The organism is Rosettibacter primus (assembly GCF_036860675.1).
Taxonomy (GTDB): Bacteria; Bacteroidota; Ignavibacteria; order Ignavibacteriales; family Melioribacteraceae; genus Rosettibacter; species Rosettibacter primus.
Map to the genome: position 1 here is coordinate 126376 of NZ_JAYKGK010000001.1, position 22017 is coordinate 148392.

A 22017-nucleotide genomic window follows, 5' to 3' on the forward strand; every position below is an offset into this window, starting at 1 on the left:
ACTAAATCAAGGATGAGTGTTATGAAAAAAATTACACATTACTTTTTCAATCATATTATCAAAATATTAATTTTTATTTTATTGATTTTTCTGTGCAATAATATCATTTATGCACAAGAAACAGGAATAATTTCAGGTACTGTGGTCGATTCAATAACTAATGAACCACTGCCAGGTAGCAATATCATACTTAGAGGTACTACGCTTGGAACTGCTACTGATTCAAAAGGATTTTATGAAATTAGGAATGTGCAACCAGGAAATTATACCATTGTATGTAGTTTTATTGGTTACGAAGAAAAATTTCAAAATGTAACTATTACTGCTGGCCAAAAAATTACAGTTAATTTTTCTATGTCTCCATCTGCAATTTTAATTGGGAAAGAACTTGTAGTTATAGGTTATTCTACTGAACAAAGGAGAGACGTTTTAGGAGCAGTCAGTTCGGTCCGAGTTGATGATATTAAAAAATTTGGTCTGGGCAATACTCTTAATGCTCTTCAAGGGCATGCACCAGGTGTTGTTATTGAACCTTATTCAGGTCAACCAAATTCTAATCCGAATATAAAAATTCGTGGCGTTGGTACATTAAACAATAACGAACCTTTATATATTATCGATGGAGTCCCAGGTGACATCAGATTTGTTGATCCAAGTGATATTAAATCAATCGATATCTTAAAAGATGCTTCTGCAGCTGCAATTTATGGTTCAAGAGCAGCTAATGGTGTTGTGATTGTCGAAACAAGAAGAGGTGAAAGAGAACAACCAACTACCATTCAATTTTCTAGTTCTTATGGAATTCAAAGTCTTACTAAAAAATGGGAGCTCCTTAATGCAAAAGAGTGGCTACAAACTTTATCGAAGGCATATGATAATACTTTAGCATCAGATCCAAAGTATACAATTCCTGAATTTCTACGTGCATACAGAGCAAACCCGGATTCATTTTTAGCAAACAATCCAGATGTTAACTGGCAAGATGCATACTATGGTAAAAATGTTCCAGTAAGAAAATATAATCTAACACTTAGTGGCGGTGGACGGAATTATAATTACAGCATTTCAGGAAATTATTTTAGTCAAGATGGTATTGCAGCCGATACCTGGGGTAAAGTATGGTCTATTAGAGTTAATTCAGATTTAACACATGGCAAGTTTAAATTTGGCGAATCTTTATTGATTGGAAAAGAAGAAAATGAATACATTAATGGAGATGCCGGTGGACGTGCACCAGGTTTTCAAGTCTTAGCTATGGCACCCACAATTAATCCATGGGATCCAAATAACGAAGGTGGATATGGCGGACCTAAAGCAGGCTCAGGTTATTCAGATGCAACTATCAATATCTTAGCTAATAATTATTTGCGTGATGATATTTATTCCAATGACTATTTCAGAGCTATAGGATATGTAATTTATGAACCTATTTCTGGATTAAAGTTTGAATCCAGAGCTAATATTAGTATTTCAAATCCAAGAAGTTATTATTATGCACCAACATACAATTTTGGCTTTAGGTCAATTAATGCAACTGCAGATTTAAGTGAAACAATAGGAAGAACTAATTATACTGTGTGGGAAAACTTTTTATCGTATGAAGCTACAATTGATAAACACAGATTCAGTGCTTTAGCAGGTTATTCTCGCGAAAAGAATGAATATCGCTCTGTTGGTGCTTCTATTGAAAATTTTCCGGCAAATTATTTACCTGTTTTTAATTTAGGTACACTAAATCCCGGGGTAAATGGTTATCAGACAGATAGCAGATTAGAATCAATTTTCGGAAGAGCATTTTATTCTTTTGATGATAAATATTTATTGAACTTTACAATAAGACGCGATGGCTCTTCTCGTTTTGCCCCTGAAAATCGTTATGGAACATTTCCTTCTTTTTCACTTGGCTGGAGAATTAGTTCTGAACCGTTCTTTAAATCTTTATCCTTTGCTTCTGCTGTAAGTGATTTGAAATTAAGATATGCTTGGGGTAAACTTGGAAACCAAGAAATTGGTGATTATCTGTATATCCCAGGTGTAACAGTAGGTTCAACCTTTGGTAGTGGAATTAATTTGAACTACCCATTTGGTGATAACAATGTGTTAATCGGAGGTGCAATTACTACTTTCCCATCAACTGGGATTAAATGGGAAGAGACAATCACACAAGATATTGGTTTTGATTTATCATTATATCAGGACAAAATTACTGTTGGTGCAGATTATTATATCAAAAAGACAGATGGAATATTATATAACACACCAATTCCATTATCAACAGGTGTTCCCACAGGCCCTTTGACAAACCTTGCATCGATGGAGAACTCTGGCTTTGAATTATATTTTACTTATAAAGATATAATTGGGAATCTCAATTATCGAATTGCAGGAAATTTAACTACAATTAAAAATAAGGTTACAAAATTAGGGACTAAAAGTGAAGAGGTTTGGGCTGGTGCAATGGAGTGGGGACAATATCTTACAACTAAGACTGTAGTTGGTGGAGAATTAGGTGCATTTTATTTATATCAAACAGCTGGAATTTTTAAGAGCCAGGCAGAAATTGATAACTATGTAGGTCCTAATGGAAAGAAGATACAGCCTAATGCTGCTCCTGGTGATATAAAATTTGTTGACCAGAATGGTGATGGCGTCTTAGATAATAATGATAAAATCAATATGGGCAGTGCAATTCCTGATGTCGAATTTGGATTGAATTTTAGTGCTACCTATAAGAATTTTGATTTCTCCCTTAATATGGTAGGAGTGCTTGGTAAAAAAATGTTTAATGGCACAAAGTGGTTTTTAGAAAGAATGAAAGCTCCTATTAACTGGAGTAAAGCAACAATGAATGCATGGACTCCTCAAAATCCGAACACAAATATTCCAAGAGCAATCTTAAATGATCCAAATGGAAACGACAGGGAATCCGATCGCTGGCTTGAAAATGCTTCTTATTTAAGAATTACTTATATCCAGATTGGTTACACTATTCCAGCTGAATTTATTATGGGATTTGGAGCTAATAACTTAAGAATTTATTTGAGTGTTGAGAATGCTTACACATTTACAAAGTACACTGGATATGACCCTGCTGTAACTGGAACTGATTTATTTGCAAGAGGAGTCGATACAGGAATTTATCCTACAGTACGCACAATACGAACTGGCATTGAAATCAATTTTTAATAAAAATAGGAGAGTATAATAAATGAAAAAATATATCACTTTAATTTTATCATTATTTCTTTTCATTTCATGTGAAAAGAATTATCTCGATGTAACGGATCCCAATAGACTTACACCAGACAGCTATTGGAAAAATAAAGATGAAGCAATGGCAACATTAACTGCAGCTTATTCAGTTTTGCAATATCCATGGTGGGGAAGATGGGGCACAAGTGAAATAAGCTGGCCTGCACAAAATTATAAATCGGATGAATTAGTAATCCGAGATGATAGACAAGCATGGATTGACATTCACACATTTACTAATATCCCGGGTAATAACACAACAGATTTATTCTGGTTCTATTGTTATTTAGGTATTAACTATTCTAATCAATGCTTAAAATATTTCCCAAATGCAGGATTGAGTGATGCAGACTTAAGACAGTTTACAGCAGAAGCGAGATTCTTACGTGCATATCAATACTTTTTGCTTGTAAATTATTTCCGTAATGTTCCATTAATAACAAAAGTACCGGAAAGTAAAGATGAATTTTATCCCAAACAAGCAACACCACAGGAAGTATGGGCACAAATTGAAGAAGATTTAATTTATGCTAAACAAAATTTATCTCCAGTTCCACCAGCTCCTGGAAGAGTTACAAGCGGTGCTGCAGCTGCACTTTTAGGAAAAGCTTATATGCAGCAACTAAAATGGGCCGATGCTTCAGCTGCATTCCTTGAAGTAATTAATTCAGGCCGTTACAGCCTTGTTCCTGATTATCCATCATTATTTACAGGAACAAATGAAAATAGTAGTGAATCAATTTTTGAAATTCAATATAGTGCACAAAAACCAAAGGGAATTGATGAATCTCAGCCAATGCCAATGAATTATTATTCAGCTGGCTGGAATGAATGCTGGCCTGCAGATTGGCTTGTAGCTCAATATTTGAAAGATGTTACTCCATCTGGTGAATATTCACAACGAGCCTGGGGTTCGATAGCATTCGAAGACAATAATCCAAATGTTTATCCTAAACCTTTTACAAAAGAAGAGACATCGAAAAAAGCATGGTGGAAGAAATATACTTATAATGATCCGGCATGGGGTCTAGACCACTATGACAGCCCTGCAAATATTATTGTTATTAGGTATGCCGATGTATTGTTATTATATGCAGAAGCACAAAATGAACTTGGGAATACAGCAAATGCTATAGCTGCTATAAATCAAGTTCGTAATCGTGCAGGAGTTGTACCTTTACCATCAAATATGAGTCAGCAGGAAATTCGCACACATTTACGTGAATATGAACGACCCGTTGAACTTGCTATGGAAGGAATTCGCTGGCTCGATTTATTAAGATGGGATGACATGAATCCAGGTTATATAAAAGAAACTTTTCTTAGACATAACAGAAGAGCAGCAGCTAATTATTCTGATAAGTATAAATACTATCCAATACCACAGCAGGATATGAACACTAATCCTAATCTTGTTCAGAATCCAGGATATTAATTCTGTTTTGAAAAAATAACTAATTATTAGCCCGGCATATAATATTTGTCGGGCTTTATGTGACAAAATTAGAATAATTCAGAAGTCTCAAAATTATAATATTTTGTTCATACTGATTTCAAATGAACTTATAAAATGTTTTGAAAGAATAAAATTCATTCAACTTTTTCTAATTGTAAAAAGAATTGGCAATCGATAAATATTTTTTTGAAAAAAGAAAAATAGACTTGACAATAAAGAAAGCATACATTAATTTGCAATCGATTGCGGAAACGATTGAACCTTTTAATTCCTTCTTTCGCTTTTTCTCAATGTTGTTTGAAAAGAGTGGTTTGATAATATATTATTCCGAATTATGCATTAGAAAATTTTCTCTAAGAGTAACTCTATTATTTTAAATAAGTTTGACACTCAATTTTTTTAATTGCTTGGAGCAGTCAAGTTGCAATGTACTAAAAAAAGAATAAGAACTAATTCATTATGGATTAAAAATTTCAGCCAAAGGCTGATGAGCCTATGGTTCAAGGGATATTTTAATAATCTTGGTGCATAATTCGTGATGATAGAATATTCAGTTATAATCTTAAAATTTTTCAATAACAAAATATGCCTAAATTGAATTGAATAAAGTATAACAATAAAAATTTTCATGAAAATTCAACTAAAATATATAACCACAATTTTATTCTTATCTGTCTGTTTAATTACTAATGCTGAATGCAAATTAGAAGAAACTATTTCTAAGGATACAATTGCGATAGTGAATAATAAAATAATTTATCTGGACGACTTTGTGAATTTATATCGAGATAAAAAATCAAAATTAGGATTGACTGATAGCTATGATTTACGTCTTAAATATTTATTGAATTTAGTTTATGATGAATTACTTATCGCTGAAGCAAAAGCTGAAAATTTAGATAAGACTGATGACGCTAAAAAAGAATTAGAAAGAATTAAAACTCAGGAAATTTTAAATGCTTTTTCTTCAAAACATATTTCTACTAAGATTAATATTACTGATGACGAATTAATTGACCTGTTTATTAAACTAAATACAAAAATTAAAGTTCGCCATCTTTATGCACCAACAAAATCCAAAGCAGATTCTTTATATCGTGAATTAATCAATGGAAAAAGTTTTGAAGAATTGGCAAAAGAAAATTTTAATGACCCTGTCTTAAAAGAATCTGGAGGATTATTAGGTTACATTTCAATTGATGAGATGGACCCTGAATTTGAAAAAACAGCTTTCGCATTGAATGTTGGTGAAATTTCAAAACCTGTCAAAACTGTAATGGGATACAGCATAATTAAAGTTGAAGATATAAAACGTAATCCATTTACTACAGAAAATGAATTTTTGAAAGCAAAAGAAAGATTAAAAGCATTTGCAAGAAAAAGAGCTTATGAAAATTTAGCTAAAGAATTTGCTGCATCACTTCGTAAAAAATTAAATACAAAATTCAATGACAGATTACTATCAAAATTTTATGATGCAATAAATAAAGAACCTATAAGTAATTTAATTGAAAACCCTTCTCAATTTAGCCAAGCTGAACTCAAGCAAATTGTTGTCAGTTCAACATTGGAAAAATGGAATTTGAAAAAGCTTATTGATGAAATGAGTAAAGTTCCATTAAGACAAAGAAAATGGATTCACACAAAAGAAAACCTTGAAGATTTTATTGCAGGCTTAATTAATAGAAAGTATATAATACTACAAGCTAAAAAAGAAAAACTGCACGAAGAATTCTCATATAAAAAAAATGTCGAATATAACTTTGATACATACTTGTTAACAACAATTGAAAATAAACTTAGAAGTAATATAAAAATAACTGATGATTCTCTTAAATCTTATTATGAAAAAAACATTAATTACTTTAGAACAAAATTAGAAATAAGATTAAGTACAATATTGTTAAAAGATTCTACTTTAATTGATACAATTAAAAAATCTCTTGAAAATGGAATTTCATTTGAAATTCTTGCTCAAAAATATTCTATTCAAAAATTGACAGCACAAAAAGGAGGTGATGCAGGATTCTTTACAAAAGAAGAATTAGGAGAATTTGGGAATAAAATTTTCGAATTAAAGATAGGAGAGTGGATAGGCCCGTTAACTTTAGACAATAAATTTTTATTCGTTAAATGTACTGAGTTAAAAGAACCTCAATTAAAATCTTTCGAAGCTTCTAAAAAAGAAATTGAAGAAATGCTTATAACATTAAGCTGGCTTGATTATAGAAATAAATTTGTTGAATCGCTAAAAAGTAAATTTTCTTATAAGCTATTTTCAGAAAAATTAAAAGAACTAAAATTATAAACAATCATTAAATGATTATGAAGAGAAGAATATTTACAATCGGAGTAATAGTATTAATCTTTTCCAGCTTATCATATGGACAAAGTAATGGGAAGATAGCTGGAAGAGTAATAGATGCAAATACAGGCGAACCAATTGTTGGTGCTAATATTATTATTGAAGGAACAAGTTTAGGAGCTGCTACTGATTTAGATGGTCATTATATAATTGTAAAGGTTCCTTCAGGCACATATACTGTTATAGCATCATATATTGGTTACGCTAAAACTGTAATTCAAAATGTTCAGGTATTTACTGATTTAACAACAAATCTCAATTTCAAATTAACTCCTACTGCAGTTACTCTTAATCAAGAAATTGTTATTGTAGCACAAACACCAATGATTAAAAAAGATTTGACTTCAACCGAATCGAGAGTAACGGCAGATGAAATTAGACAACTACCATTACAGGATTTAACCCGATTAATAAGTATGCAGGCAGGTGTGAGCAGAGACCAGAATGGAGGTATTCATATTCGCGGGGGCCGTTCAAGTGAAGTGTCATATTTATTAAATGGAATTAGTATTACAGATGATTTCTCTCGAACACAAGCTTTGTCAATAGAGACAGAATCAGTTCAAGAACTTCAGGTTATAAGCGGTTCATTTAATGCAGAGTATGGAAATGCAATGAGTGGAGTTGTTAACATTATTACAAAAACTGGTGGATCTAAATTTCAGAGTAATTTTGAAGTATGGACTGGAGATTATTTAAGTAATCATAAAGATATTTTCTGGAATATCGACAAAATTAATCCTGTATCAAACTACAATTTTCAAGGTTCAGTTGGTGGTCCGCTTCTTACAGATAAAATCCGTTATTTCTTCTCAATGAGAAGATATTACAATGGTGGGTACATTTATGGAATAAATAAATATAATCCTCAAGGGCGCTTTAAATATGTAGATGGACAACTAATTCCCAATCCTGGCGATAGTTCTTATGTTTCAATGAACTGGAGCAGTCGATGGAGTGGTCAAGGAACTCTTGATTTTCAGATTTTTGATGGTCTAAAACTCAAAATTGATGCTTTTGGCAGTTTTGATAAAAATAGATTTTATAATCATATCTATAGATGGAATCCAAATGGTGATATGGGAGGAATTAGCAAGGGATATAGTCTTTTTGCAAATTTAACTCATTTAATTTATTTAAATACATTTCAAGAACTTACTTTGGCCTATAAATTTAATGATTATACTTCACGATTGTACGAAGACCCTTATGACCCACGTTATGTTCATCCTGATTCATTAAATGTAGCAGGTTATCACTTTTTAAGAGCAGGAACAAATTTGAATAGATTTCAACGAAATACAAAAAGTTTTATAATTAAGTGGGATTTTACAAGTCAATTAGATAAAATTAATCTTGCCAAATTAGGTTTTGAAGCACAGTTCGATAAATTGTTTTATGAAAATATTAATTTAATTCCTGAAGTTTTGCCAAACGGACAACAAGTAGTTCCATTTAGACCCTATATTCAAAGTATTGAATCACCACAACACGATAGATTCGAACGCAAGCCTTTCAAATTCAGTGCTTATATTCAGGATAAAATTGAATTTGAAAGTTTAATCATAAATATCGGATTAAGATTTGACCTCTTTAATCCCAATGGTAGAATTCCAGTCGACCCAAGTGACCCAAATATTTATAATCCATTTAAGTTAGAACACATTTACAAAGATTTAAATAACGATGGTAAAATTGGCCTTGATGAACAAAGAGATGATAATAAATTTACATTAGCAGAAAAAGAAGCATTCTGGTATAAAAAAGCTTCTATTAAAAAGCAACTTAGCCCGCGTGTTGGTATTGCTTATCCAATTACTGATAAAGGAATTATTCGATTTTCTTATGGAATATTCCAGCAAATTCCTGAATACAGTCAATTATATCTTGGCGACCAATTTAAGATGACATCTGCCCAAGGAATTCAAGGACCTTTTGGAAATAATGACCTTAAACCACAAAAGACAACAATTTATGAATTAGGACTTCAACAGCAATTCTTTGAAGATTTTGCACTAGATGTTACAGCTTTCTACCGTGATATTCGTGATTGGATTTCTTCGAGTCAACCTATTCCAACTTTTCTTGCAGGTATTTCTTATTCTCAAAGAATTAATAGAGATTTTGCAAATGTTAAAGGTATTACTTTAGCTATCAATAAAAGATTTACAAACCATTACTCGTTTGGAATTGATTACACATTTCAGGTTGCAGAAGGAACTAATTCTTCTCCCGACCAGGAATTTTTTTCTCAATTAAATGGAGCTGAACCCACAAAAATTTTAACACCACTTGATTGGGATCAAACACACACTTTTAATGCAAATATTTATGTTGGTGATATTGATTGGGGGATAAGTCTAATTTATAATTTCAATACTGGTCAACCTTATACTCCAACAGTAATTCCGGGAGCATATACTGGCAGAAATGTCTTATCGGGTTTAACTCAAAACAGCCGAAGAAAACCTGTTATCTCTCGAGTTGATTTAGAATTACATAAAGACTTCAGTTTTTCTGCTTTTAATGTTCAATTTTTCTTAAAAGTATTTAATTTGTTTGATGCTAAAAATCCTTTAATTGTATTTGGTGATACTGGTAAACCAGATTTTACACTTGAAGAAATTCAGGTTCGTGATTATGACCCTGGTTGGTTTGACTATCCAAATTTTTACAGCGAACCACGAAATATTTATTTAGGTACTAAAATATATCTTAAATAATTTCAAGGACTTATATGAAGAAGTTTATAATTTTCTTGGTATTAATATTTATTACGAACATTAATTGGGGACAGGTATTAAAACATAAACCATCAGACTTTAGGGGTGATGTAAATTACAGAAGAAATTCTAATGTTGATGGTAATAACATTAGAGCTACAATCTTTAACTCTGGGTATAGTGGAGATCCTTCAAATCGCCCAGATTATATTGATTTTGAATGGCCCAAAAATACAAATAGGATTTACATCGCTCTAATTGATATTTTATTAGGTGGCGAAGTAAAAAGTAATACAGGCGAAACAATTTATCTTGTAGAAGTTCCTCAAGGAAGAACTGATCCCACAACTGGAAATTCCTGGAATATTGAACCTGTTCCTGGATTCATTAATCCACAACAAAATGAAATTGCAAGAAGTGATAGAAAATCAACCTGGCCTACTGCAGTTCAAGGAGGCTGGAGAGATAAAAGAACTGACCCTATTGACCCAGGCTGGGTTGGTTCATGGAATGGATTTTTTGGAAAAAATATTTTTAATGCAGACCAGGAATTTTTTTATGTTACATCAGATGACCTCTACAAACGTCAACCTTATACACCTGATACTACGGATTTATCTCGAGGTGGTCTTGGTTTAATCATGGATGTTCGAACTCTTGCATGGTCTCAAATTTTAATTAATGATATTCTCTTTTTTATTCATGATATAAAAAATGATGGGACCAAAACAATTGAAAAAACATCTTTCTTGTTATTTGTTGCAGACTGGGTAGGTGGTGATGCTCCCGATGATTATCCATATGTTGATTTACAAACTGCTACTACATTTTTAACTGATGCAGATAGAATTGGAACAGAAGCATTTGGTAGTTCACCAGTTGGTGTTGCTTCAGTAAAATACATAGAAACTCCAGGCAATCAAGTTAATGGTATTGATGATGACGGTGATGCAGATGATTTGCCAAATTTGATTGCTCAAATTCAAAATCCTGATGTAAGAATTCCTCATTTTACATCTGCTGATTTTCAACCTCGATTTATCCGTCCTGGTGATAAAATTGTTTTAATCGAACCTCAAACTTATGATAGAATTATAACCACTTATCCTGCTAATGGCGGAATTGTAAAGAGTCTGAACAAAGAATATTATTTACCACCAGAAGGAATTATGGTTAATGAAGATACTCTTGCAAATGGATTTGATGAAGATTTTGATGGATTAATTGACGAAAAAGAAACACTTCATCTTTATCATATAAATGAGATAACTCAAACAACAAAACCTGTTCGATACATAAATTATTTGTCATTTTCAGTAGGGGATACAATTAAACGAGGTTTTTGTGTCGCAGGAAAAAATGCAGCATGGAATTATCAAAATGTTGCACCAATGATTGATGAATCTCGTGATGATGGTTTTGACAATGATAATGATTGGGATGCATTCCTTGATGATAATGGAATGGATGGAGTTAGAGGAACCGGAGATGAAGGTGAGGGTGATGGTAAACCAACAAGTGGAGCTGGAACTGAATTCCCCGGTGAAGCAAGTATCGATAAAACTGATGTGAGCGAAACTGATTTGATTGGTATTACAAGTGCTGTTCAAATTCAAGGACGGGTTCTTAGTTTTAATACTACTCCAGATAAAGGTCTATGGGATTTATTTATGATTCCAGGAAAAATTAATCTTGTTCGACAAATTGGTGAATATGATACTTATGTTTCTTCCGGATATTTTCCAATACTTCCTGGGCAGCGTCAAAGAATGGCGGTCTCTGTTGCAATTGCAGGTGGTGGAAACACTAAAGATGCAGATATCGAAAGTGTAATTAAAAAACAAAAGCAAGCAACTTTAGCTTACATTGCTGATTATCAATTTGCTCAGGCTCCACTTCAAGTAACTGTTACTGCTGTGCCAGGAGATGGACAAGTTACACTTTACTGGGATGATGTAGCAGAAAAATCTTTCGATAGATACATAAATAAAATTGGCGGCAATGGCCGAGACTTTGAAGGTTATCGAATTTATAGAGCAACTGATGCTGCTTTCTTAGATGCTAAAGTTATAACTGATGCATATGGTGTTAAAACTTTAATGCGTCCAATTGCGCAATTTGATTTGAAAGATGGCATAACGGGTTTGCATCCAATTGACATAAACGGTGTAAAATTCGATTTAGGTAATGATACCGGCCTTAGACATGTGTATGTTGATAAAGATGTAATTAATGGTCAAAGATACTTTTATGCTGTAACTGCATATGATTTTGGATATGAACCTGCAAGAATTCCTCCTACAGAAACTCCTATTCAAGTGAATGTTTCGACAGATGGAACAATGACTTATGGAACTAACGTTGCTGTTGTTCGACCTTCTGCAAGTGCTGCCGGTTACCTGCCTCCTGAAATTGAATATTTCAAACATGTAAGTGGTGGTGCAAGTGGAACAATTGATTTTAAAATTATTGATCCAGCAAGTATTAAAGATGGTAATGAATATGAAATCACTTTTAAAGATACAGTCTATAAAGTTGATAATAGAGACGTTGTAAAAACAGTTTCATTTTCACTTAAGAATTTAACAGAAAATAAATATTTACTTAAAGATGATAAACGTATTAACATAGGTGATGAAATACCGGTAATCGAAGGATTTCAAATGAGTTTAGAAAATGTTCAGGAAATTTCTATAAATAATATTAAAACTGGCTGGAATAATCCTGATATATATTCTTTCAACTTTGATACATTTACATACCTGACATTAAAAGGAGTTACAAATCCGAGTGATTATAAAATTATAATTGGTGATGTAGGATTATCTACATCAAAAGATACAACTATTCTTGGAAGAAAATTTCCTGCTGTGCCTGTGAATTTTAAAGTAATCAACACAACACAAAATAAAGAAATTGAATTTGTGTTTAGTGAACGTGATGGAAATGATGGCAAATTTACAATTGACCCTGTAAGCGGTAGAGCTGACGCAATTTATTTCTTAGAAAAAGATCAAACTGGAAAAGTCCGTTTTACATGGCAATTAGCTCTAAATCTTAAAGGGAAAAGAAATCCACAAGCAGGCGATACATTAAATATTGTTCTCAATAAACCATTCCTCTCTTACGATGTTTACAGATTCAAAATGAAAAGTTCTTCAATTTCGATTGACAAAGCAAAAGAAGAACTAAACAGAATCAGAGTGGTTCCTAATCCTTATGTAGCTGCAGAAACATGGGAACCGAGAAATACTTATACAAGTGGTCGGGGTCCTCGTGAAATTCATTTTATTAATTTACCAGCTAAATGTACAATTAGAATATTCAATGTGAGTGGAACTCTAATAAAAACAATTGAACATGATTCACCTTATGAAAATGGAACAGAAATTTGGGATGTACTAAGTGAAGAGAAATTTGAAATTGCTTATGGAATTTATGTCTATCATGTTGATGCACCGGGTATCGGTCAAAAAACTGGAACTTTTGCAATTATAAAATAAAAATTGAACGGCTATGAAAATGATAAAAAATAAAACCATTATAATTGTTGCTGTATTAGGCACAATTTTAATTTCCCAACTTAGCTATGCGGCTGGCGTTAATAAAATTGGAACTGCTGCTGCAACATTTTTAAGAATTCCTGTTGGTGCAAGAGCTGCTGGAATGGGAAGTTCATTTGTTTCTATGATGAATGACCCATCGTCACTTTACTGGAACCCTTCAGTCTTATCTTCAATGAATTCAAATTCTTTGATAATTGACCATTCACCATGGATGCCGGGAATTAATTTTGATTTCATCGGTGTAGTTTTACCTTTTGGTGAATATGGCACTATTGGTATTAGCACAACTTTGCTTCATACCGATGAAATGGATGTTACAACTCCAACTGCTCCAATGGGAACTGGGGAAACATTTACTGCATCAAGTTTTGCAATTGGATTTTCTTACAGCAGAGCACTTACGGATAAATTCTCAATCGGAGGAACTTTCAAATTCATTAAAGAAACAATTTATAATTCTTCTGCCTCAGGTATTGCATTCGATGTAGGAACTATTTATGAAACTCCATTTGCAGGGATTAGACTTGGTGCAAGTATTTCTAATTTCGGAACAAAGATGAGAATGTATGGAGAGGATTTAAATGTTCGAGTTGATATTGCTCCTAATCAAGAAGGCAACAATCAAAGCATTGTTGGCAAATTAAATACCGATGAATTTGATTTGCCATTAATAATGAGAATTGGAATTTCTGGTGAAGTTGTTAATACTGAAAATTTTAGGTGGACATTATCAGCAGATGGAATTAATCCCAATGATAATGCTCAGAGTGTTAATATTGGAACTGAAGTTGGTTTGCTAAACAATAAAATTTTATTCCGTGCTGGATACAAAGATTTATTTTTAGAAAATAACGAGACGGGTTTAACATTTGGTTTTAGTTTACATGATATTAACATTTTTAGTAATGTTTTAATTACAACTGAATATGCATATCAAAATTTTGTTCATCTTGGTAATTCTAATCGTTTTACTTTGATTCTAAAATTTTAATTAAGGATTAATCATGGTACCAAAAATAAATAACTTAAAACAACCACATAAATAATAAGGAGGGGAGTATGAAAGTAAAACACCATACCTTTTTTACTTTGATGTCATTTATCATATCGTTATTATTTTTTAATTCAATTGTTGCACAAACAGTAACAGTTAAAATGAGGATTAATACCTCAACCGTACTCGATACTTTGCGACCAAATCATATTGTTTTAGTTTGCGGTGAATCGCAATTGGGTACAGACCCAGCAATTACATGGGATAAAAACACTGGCATCAGAGCAGTTAATGTTGGCGGTGATTACTGGGAGGCAGAATTTAAAGCTAAACCCGGTGATGTAATAAAATACAAATTTGTGACCTACTTTAATCTTGATAATCCAACTTTCCATTGGTCAGGTTGGGAAGGTCCAATCGATGCTGGATTTAATACAGGGGATAATAGAGGATTAATTGTTGGTAATAATGATACCACCTTACAAATTCAATATGTCAATGGCTGGGAAAATAAAGTTCCTCAATATTGGAAGCCATTTGAAATAAAGAATGATTCAATTGCAATTTATTTTAGAGTAAATATGGGTGGTGCAAACTTTGACCCAGAAAAACAAGAAGTAGAAGTAAGGGGTGGAGCTCCACTTGGGACAGATAATCCCTGGATAAAAATTTGCACACTAAAACGCGAAGTTAATAGTGTAAATGGAGGCTCTTTCTGGTCTGGTGTTGCTTATGTTGCAAAATCTGCTGTAACTCCAGGAATGACTCAACAATTTAAGTTTGTAATCAAAACACCTGAAACATGGGAAAGCACTCCAAATCGTTCTTTCACTTTTACAGAGGATATAATTAAAAACGGTGAATATACTGTCCATTGGTATTATTTCAATGATGTTATGCCTCGCGGCTCTAAAGTTACTGCTAATGTTTTATTCAGATTAAGACTTGATGCACTTGAAAAAGCTAATTTATTTAATCGCGCCTTAGGTGATAAAGTTGGTGTTACTGGACCAAAGGGTTGGGCTTCAGGTAATTTTAATTTCGATACCGATCCAACTGTTCTTAAAATGACATACAATCCTGACCTCGAAGAATGGAATTTGCTTGAACCATTTACATTGTTCCCAAACGAAGTATTGAATTACAAATATTACATTGCTTGGGATTCATCACGTGTTGATCCAAACAGTCCAAATTATATCCCTGGACTAGAACTAACCAATGGCTGGGAAGAACCTGGTGTTACTGGCGGTGCTGACAGAAAATATACTTACACAGATCAAACAGAACAAATTGTGCCGGGAGATTTTGGTGCAGAATATCAATTCTTTAATAGCATTCATCCAAATGGTGTAATTAAAAATCCAATTAAACTCAAATTCAAAATTGATATGACTCCTGCTACAAATGTAGCTACAAATGCTACCAATCCTCTCTTTAGACCAGGACTTGATACTGCATATATTCAATTTGATGGTTCACTCATCCCAATTACTCAAGGCAAAACAATGTATGGTGCAGATAATCGTGTTATGTTAAGCGACCCGGATGGTGATATGATTTATACTGGAGAAATTGATTTGAATCCTCCAACATTTTATCAAGTTTGTTATCGCATTGTTTATACATCTCCTCAGGGTGAAATATGGAATGGCGGTGGAGTTCAAAAAGGAAGAAGATATTATCAATATATTTTGCCAGTAAGTATCAATCCAGTTGTATGGCCTGATACTTATGAATTAGCATTAATGCAATGGAAAGCATCAGATTTAACTGTTGAAGACCATCCAGATTTAGGTCTAGTAACAGATGTTGAAGCTGTAAACATCATACCAAGTGAATATAAGCTATATCAAAATTATCCAAATCCATTCAATCCAAGCACAGTAATTACTTATGCAATTCCTAAAGCAGAAAATATTAAATTGGAAATTTATAATGTGCTTGGTCAAAAAGTAGTAACATTGTTTGAAGGTCAGCAATTTGCTGGAACTCATAGCATTTCATGGAATGCAAAAAATAATTTTGGTCAATATGTTGCATCTGGTATTTATTTTGTAAAATTAACTGCGGGTTCGTTCTCATCAGCTAAAAAGATGATGTTAATAAGATAAATTACAACTCGTGTTTTTATGATTATGAAAATATAACTCAACCCCTTCTCTTTCGAAGAGAAGGGGTTAAAAAAATCTGATTTAACATTCCATCTTTTTTTAAGAGTTGGTTTTTGGTTGAGTTCATTAAAGAGATTAAATAAACAAAAAGCAAATTGATTTCTTTGAAAACATGAGTTCATTTTTTAGATTATTCCTCAACCAAATGGCGGACTCAGAATTAAAGAAATAGAATCATATGGTCATTCTAACTTGCCTAAGGCGAGGAAGAATCTTTTATAAAATTTATGATTGTGAGTAAATAAAGAGAGAGATTGTGGTTGAGCTTTATAAAATGTGTTGACATTTTCACACAACTTCTCGTAGAGATACAAAGAGTAAGTTCAAAAAAAATTTTAAGCATTAATAAAATTTATTAAATATTTCTAATGAATAATCAAAAATAAAATGAAAATTACTTTTCAAATATTTTTATTACTTATAATTTCATCTGCAATTGATTTATTTCCTCAGAATAATGATGAATTTATAAGAGGAGTGGACATTTCATTTACTCCTCAAATTGAAGATTTAGGTGGCAAATATAAATTAAATGGTCAGGTAAGTGATATATTAGATATACTGAAAGAAAAGGGAGTAAACTATGTAAGACTTAGAATTTGGCACACGCCAAAAGATGGTTATTGTGGCTTAGAAAAAACTATTCAATTTGCAAAACGAATAAAAGAAAAAGGATTTAAATTCTTACTCGATTTTCATTATTCAGATTCTTGGGCTGATCCCGGTAAACAAACTAAACCTGCTGTATGGACTAATCTACCTTTTGAAAATCTTAAAGATAGTGTTTATGCTTATACAAAATTTGTTTTAACCGTTCTTAAAAATCAAAATGCTTTACCAGATATGGTTCAGATAGGAAACGAAATTACCAGTGGAATGCTCTGGCCTGATGGAAAACTATACGATAAAGACCTGAACGAAAATCAGCAATGGCAAAAATTTGTTCAACTAATTAATCAAGGCATAAAAGGTATAAAAGATGTTGATTCAAATATTATAAAAATTATGATTCATATAGATAGAGGCGGTGATAATAATGGAGCTGTTTATTTTTATAACAAATTACTTGCTTTAGGTGTTAATTTCGATGTAATTGGTCTTTCATATTATCCCTGGTGGCATGGAACTTTAGACCAATTAAAATATAATTTGAATGATTTAGCTATTCGTTATAATAAAGATATTATTATTGTTGAAACAGCATATCCCTGGACAACAGGATATCAAATTGATGGACATGGCAATATAGTTGGAACAAGTACAAAATTATTACAGGGATTTCCGGCAACAGTAAAAGGTCAAAAAGATTTTCTAATTTTTCTTAAGAAAATTATAAGAGAAACAAAGAACAATAAAGGTAAAGGATTTTTCTACTGGGAGCCCGCATATATTTCAGTCCCACCAATTGGTTCTTCCTGGGAAAATTTAGCTTTATTTGGTTTTACTAATTCAAACCTCGAAGCAGAAGCACTTGATTCCTGGAATGCATTTCTTCCTGAAATAAATATTTCTACTATTAATGTTAAGATAAGAATTAATACTTCAACATTATATGATACATTAAAATCATCCGGCATAGTTCAAATTAGAGGTGAATCAAAAGGAATTAGTTCAAGTTTATTGCCGAGCGGAGAAAGAATTTCTTGGGATGACCAATCACAATTAATTTTAAAAAATGTAGATGGTGATAATTGGGAATATTCATTTCAAATGTATGAAGGAGATACTCTCGAGTATACAATTTGGACAGGTCATTCGAAAACAAAACCAACATTTTTAAGAGTAGGCTGGGAAGGTCCTGTTATACCTTTTAATGGAAGCAATAAAAATTACAGATTATTTATTGCTGACAAAAATGATACAATATTACCAATCCAATTTTATAATTCTTTAAGTACAAAGGTTAATCAATATTTTTCACCATTCGAACAAAAAAATGATTCAATTGGAATTTTGTTTCGAGTGAATCTATCCGATTTGATGAAAAAAAATTTGTTTGACCCAAATAAAAATGGTCCTGTAATTGTTCGAGGAGATTCGATTGAATCCGCTGGAGTTTTATCATGGATTAACAATAAACTAATTTTGAAAAGAGAAGAAAATAGTGTTGCCAACGGTTCATTCTGGTCAGGAATTGCTTATTTCCCTAAAAATAAAATTGCAGTAGGTTCAAAAATCAAATATAAATTTTACATTGATAATTCATCTTTTGGCGGCTGGGAATCTAATATTAGTGATAGAATATTTTATTTCCCTTCAAGTGATTCAACTTTATCATGGAAATTTTTTAATGATAAATTATTGATTAACGATGTTAAAGAATACAATACAATTCCTTTTGAAATTGAACTGCTGCAAAATTACCCTAACCCTTTTAATCCAAAAACAAAGATTACTTTTTCAATTCCTTCATTAAAAAATAATTCAACAAGTACTTACATAAAATTAAAAATCTTTGATGCACTTGGAAGAGAAATAAAAACTTTAGCAGAAGGATTTTATAAACCCGATAAATATGAAGTAGAATTTGATGGTTCCAATTTGCCTAGTGGAATTTATTTTTATTCCTTAATATCTGAAGAAAAAATAATTACAAAGAAAATGATTTTGTTGAAATAATTTGAGGGAATAGAACACAGATAAACACAGATTAAACGGATTAGCACAGATAAAAAATTATTCTGGTCAAAATTTTTTACTAACTGTTGATTAAGTATAAATGATGTTCGGGTTAGTTTATAAAAATTTCAGGAAGTAATAATATGAAAAGAGTATTAATTATTTTCTTAATTGTAATAATCAATTTTTCTTTTGTACTTTCTCAGAATAAATCAAATCATAATAATGTATTTGTCGATTCTGATGGCATGCTAAGATGGGAGGATACAAAAGAAGAAGTAAGATTATTTGGTGTAAATTACACAACACCTTTTGCTTATGCATATAGAGCTCACAAAAGACTTGGATTATCTTTGAAAAAAGCAATTGACCTTGATGTAAATCATTTAGCCCGACTTGGCTTTGATGCATTTCGAATTCATATGTGGGATAGAGAAATTTCCGACAGTATTGGAAATGTTTTACAAAACGAACACCTGAAATTGTTTGATTATTTGTTATATAAACTTGCACAAAAGGGAATTAAAACTATTATAACACCAATTGCATGGTGGGGTACTGCATGGCCTGAACCTGATTACAAAACTCCTGGTTTTTCTACTTATTATTCAAAAGTTGAAATGATTACCAATCCAAAAGCAAGAGAAGCTCAGAAAAATTACTTAAAACAAATTATAAATCATGTTAATCCATATACTAAGCTTGCTTATAAAGATGACCCATCAATCATAGCCTTAGAAATAATTAATGAACCCCATCATCCTGATGACACTTCTAAGGTAAGACAATACATTAATGAAATGTATGATGTATTACGTGAAGCAGGTTTTACAAAACCAATTTTTTATAACATAAGTGAAAACTGGAATGATGCACAAGCCCAAGCTGTTTGTAATTCAAAAGTTGAAGGAGTTTCGTTTCAATGGTATCCTACAGGATTAGTTCATAATAAAATTCTTAATGGAAATTATCTTATAAATGTTAATAAGTATAAAATACCATCAGAAAATGTTAAAGGATTTGATAAAAAAGCAAAAATGGTTTATGAATTTGATGCTGCAGATATTGGAGCTTCGTTTATGTATCCAGCAATGGCAAGAAGTTTTAGAGAAGCTGGAATACAGTTCGCAACAATGTTTGCATATGACCCTGTTCAAATTGCATGGAGTAATACAGAATATCAAACTCATTTTGTTAACTTACTATATGCTCCTTCAAAGGCGATAAGCTTAATGATTGCTTCAAAAGCATTTCATGAATTACAAGGGATGAAATCATATGGTGATTTTCCTGCTAACAACAATTTTGATGATTTTATAATTAATTATGAGAAAGATTTGTGTGAATATAATTCCTTAACAGAATTTATATATTCTAATTCTACAGATTCAAAACCTGTGTTTGTTGACAGTCTAAAAAAAATTGCTGGTGTAGGTAATTCACCAATTATTCATTATGATGGGACCGGAGCATATTTTTTTGACAAAATTAAAAATGGTATGTGGAAATTAGAAGTATATCCTGATGTTTTATGGCTATCTGACCCATTTGAACAAACAAGCATGAAAAAACAAATTTCAAAACTTTTCTGGGAAAAAAGAAAATTCAAAATTGATATTCCTGATTTAGGTTCGGATTTCCAGATTAATTCTCTCAACAAAAATTTAGTCCCATTCTATTCACAAGGGAAAGAATTTGTTGTTGAACCGGGTATTTATTTACTTGTATCGAAAAGTATTAAGAAAGAGGAAGTAAAAAATTATTTGTCTAAAAAGGAAAAATTTTTAGATGGTTTATATTTGCCTCCAGATGAATCAAATGCGTATGTGGTTAACAAAACACCTTTGTATTTAGAATCGAATAATTATAAGATGATAAAATTTCAGATTGCATCTCCAAGAAGCATTAAAGAAGCTGCAGTATATATAAAACGCTTGGGATGGAGACGTTTTGAGAAACATCTTCTTAAAAATGTTGGTGGGTTTGATTATTTAATTTCAGATTCTGCTAAAATATTGACTCCAGGTCAGATTGAATATTGTGTTGCTCTTAATATTGATAATAAAGTATATACATTCCCCGATGGAAAAGAAATATCACCAGAAGATTGGGATTTTCATTTTAATAAATTGTGGAAAACTGTTGTTGTAGATAGTAACACCTCAATTGAATTATTTAATGCATTGAGAGATTATAAAGATATTGTCTTTCCTCAATTTTCTCGTTCTACAAGATTTTTTGTGGATTATAAAAATGGCATAACAAGTGATAAGAATTCAATATTTATTAATTTAACTTCTGCAGGAGAAGATGATTATCCATTCGGATTTCAATTAAATGTTTCTAATTTTATCAATCCTATAAGTGGTTTATTACAAAATTATAAAAGCATTATTCTAAGAGCTTGTTCAGAAGATGAAAACAATTTTAAACTTGTAATCAATTTAATAACAAAAAGTGGTAATGTTTATCAATCTGAAGTAAGCTTAGATAAAGAATGGATAGAAAAAGAAATTAAGTTAAGTGATTTCCACGCGGGTGAATCTTTAATTTTACCTTTTTCATATCCAAGATTTTTACCTAAAATATGGAAAAACAAAGGTCAGAATAAAAGTGAAAAAATTAATCTTAACGAATTAGAATTCATCCAGTTTTTAATCATACCAGCAAAAGACAATAAAAAAGTTTTTAATTGCAAACTACGCATTGAATCATTGTTATTAAAATAAATAAGAAATCTGTTCATAAAAATTATTTTTGTTATTTCATAACTATTTTAATTAAACTATTAGTTATGGACTATGAAATCTGATAATCATGCAGTTTTAAAGTATCAAGTAATTGCTTTTTTTATAGCAATTTATATCT

At 31.6% G+C, this 22017-nt stretch carries 9 protein-coding genes; all 9 read left to right on the plus strand.

The features are described 5' to 3' along the window. Positions 1-21 precede the first annotated feature (21 nt). The 9 genes from VJY32_RS00560 to VJY32_RS00600 all read left to right on the plus strand — a co-directional run bounded on the left by VJY32_RS00560 (position 22) and on the right by VJY32_RS00600 (position 21878). Positions 22-3186 carry a SusC/RagA family TonB-linked outer membrane protein gene (locus VJY32_RS00560; protein ID WP_353675923.1) on the plus strand — a complete coding sequence of 1055 codons (3165 nt, stop codon included), beginning with the start codon at positions 22-24 and terminating at the stop codon, positions 3184-3186. A 22-nt stretch (positions 3187-3208) separates the two neighbouring features. Then, entirely contained in the window at positions 3209-4687 is a 1479-nt protein-coding gene (locus VJY32_RS00565; protein WP_353675924.1) for a RagB/SusD family nutrient uptake outer membrane protein, read from the plus strand. A 649-nt stretch (positions 4688-5336) separates the two neighbouring features. Continuing rightward, positions 5337-7016 carry a peptidylprolyl isomerase gene (locus VJY32_RS00570; protein WP_353675925.1) on the plus strand — a complete coding sequence of 560 codons (1680 nt, stop codon included), beginning with the start codon at positions 5337-5339 and terminating at the stop codon, positions 7014-7016. A gap of 17 nt (positions 7017-7033) precedes the next feature. Continuing rightward, positions 7034-9796: a TonB-dependent receptor gene (locus tag VJY32_RS00575; protein WP_353675926.1), complete on the plus strand. Its 2763-nt coding sequence runs from the start codon at positions 7034-7036 to the stop codon at positions 9794-9796. 14 nt (positions 9797-9810) lie between these two features. After that, positions 9811-13299 carry a fibronectin type III domain-containing protein gene (locus VJY32_RS00580; protein WP_353675927.1) on the plus strand — a complete coding sequence of 1163 codons (3489 nt, stop codon included), beginning with the start codon at positions 9811-9813 and terminating at the stop codon, positions 13297-13299. A 13-nt stretch (positions 13300-13312) separates the two neighbouring features. Beyond that, positions 13313-14353: a PorV/PorQ family protein gene (locus tag VJY32_RS00585; RefSeq protein ID WP_353675928.1), complete on the plus strand. Its 1041-nt coding sequence runs from the start codon at positions 13313-13315 to the stop codon at positions 14351-14353. A 68-nt stretch (positions 14354-14421) separates the two neighbouring features. After that, positions 14422-16470 carry a T9SS type A sorting domain-containing protein gene (locus tag VJY32_RS00590; RefSeq protein ID WP_353675929.1) on the plus strand — a complete coding sequence of 683 codons (2049 nt, stop codon included), beginning with the start codon at positions 14422-14424 and terminating at the stop codon, positions 16468-16470. A gap of 447 nt (positions 16471-16917) precedes the next feature. After that, a complete protein-coding gene (locus VJY32_RS00595) occupies positions 16918-19149 on the plus strand; it encodes a glycosyl hydrolase 53 family protein (protein ID WP_353675930.1) in 2232 nt (743 codons plus the stop codon). A 143-nt stretch (positions 19150-19292) separates the two neighbouring features. Next, complete coding sequence (locus VJY32_RS00600) at positions 19293-21878, plus strand: cellulase family glycosylhydrolase (RefSeq protein WP_353675931.1); 2586 nt, start codon at positions 19293-19295, stop codon at positions 21876-21878. Positions 21879-22017 lie beyond the last annotated feature (139 nt).

Excerpts from the sequence above, each read along its gene's own strand:
- VJY32_RS00590 (WP_353675929.1), top strand. The coding sequence starts at position 14,422 with ATGAAAGTAAAACACCATACCTTTTTTACTTTGATGTCATTTATCATA.
- VJY32_RS00580 (WP_353675927.1), top strand. The coding sequence starts at position 9,811 with ATGAAGAAGTTTATAATTTTCTTGGTATTAATATTTATTACGAACATT.
- VJY32_RS00585 (WP_353675928.1), top strand. The coding sequence starts at position 13,313 with ATGAAAATGATAAAAAATAAAACCATTATAATTGTTGCTGTATTAGGC.
- VJY32_RS00560 (WP_353675923.1), top strand. The coding sequence starts at position 22 with ATGAAAAAAATTACACATTACTTTTTCAATCATATTATCAAAATATTA.
- VJY32_RS00565 (WP_353675924.1), top strand. The coding sequence starts at position 3,209 with ATGAAAAAATATATCACTTTAATTTTATCATTATTTCTTTTCATTTCA.
- VJY32_RS00570 (WP_353675925.1), top strand. The coding sequence starts at position 5,337 with ATGAAAATTCAACTAAAATATATAACCACAATTTTATTCTTATCTGTC.
- VJY32_RS00575 (WP_353675926.1), top strand. The coding sequence starts at position 7,034 with ATGAAGAGAAGAATATTTACAATCGGAGTAATAGTATTAATCTTTTCC.
- VJY32_RS00595 (WP_353675930.1), top strand. The coding sequence starts at position 16,918 with ATGAAAATTACTTTTCAAATATTTTTATTACTTATAATTTCATCTGCA.
- VJY32_RS00600 (WP_353675931.1), top strand. The coding sequence starts at position 19,293 with ATGAAAAGAGTATTAATTATTTTCTTAATTGTAATAATCAATTTTTCT.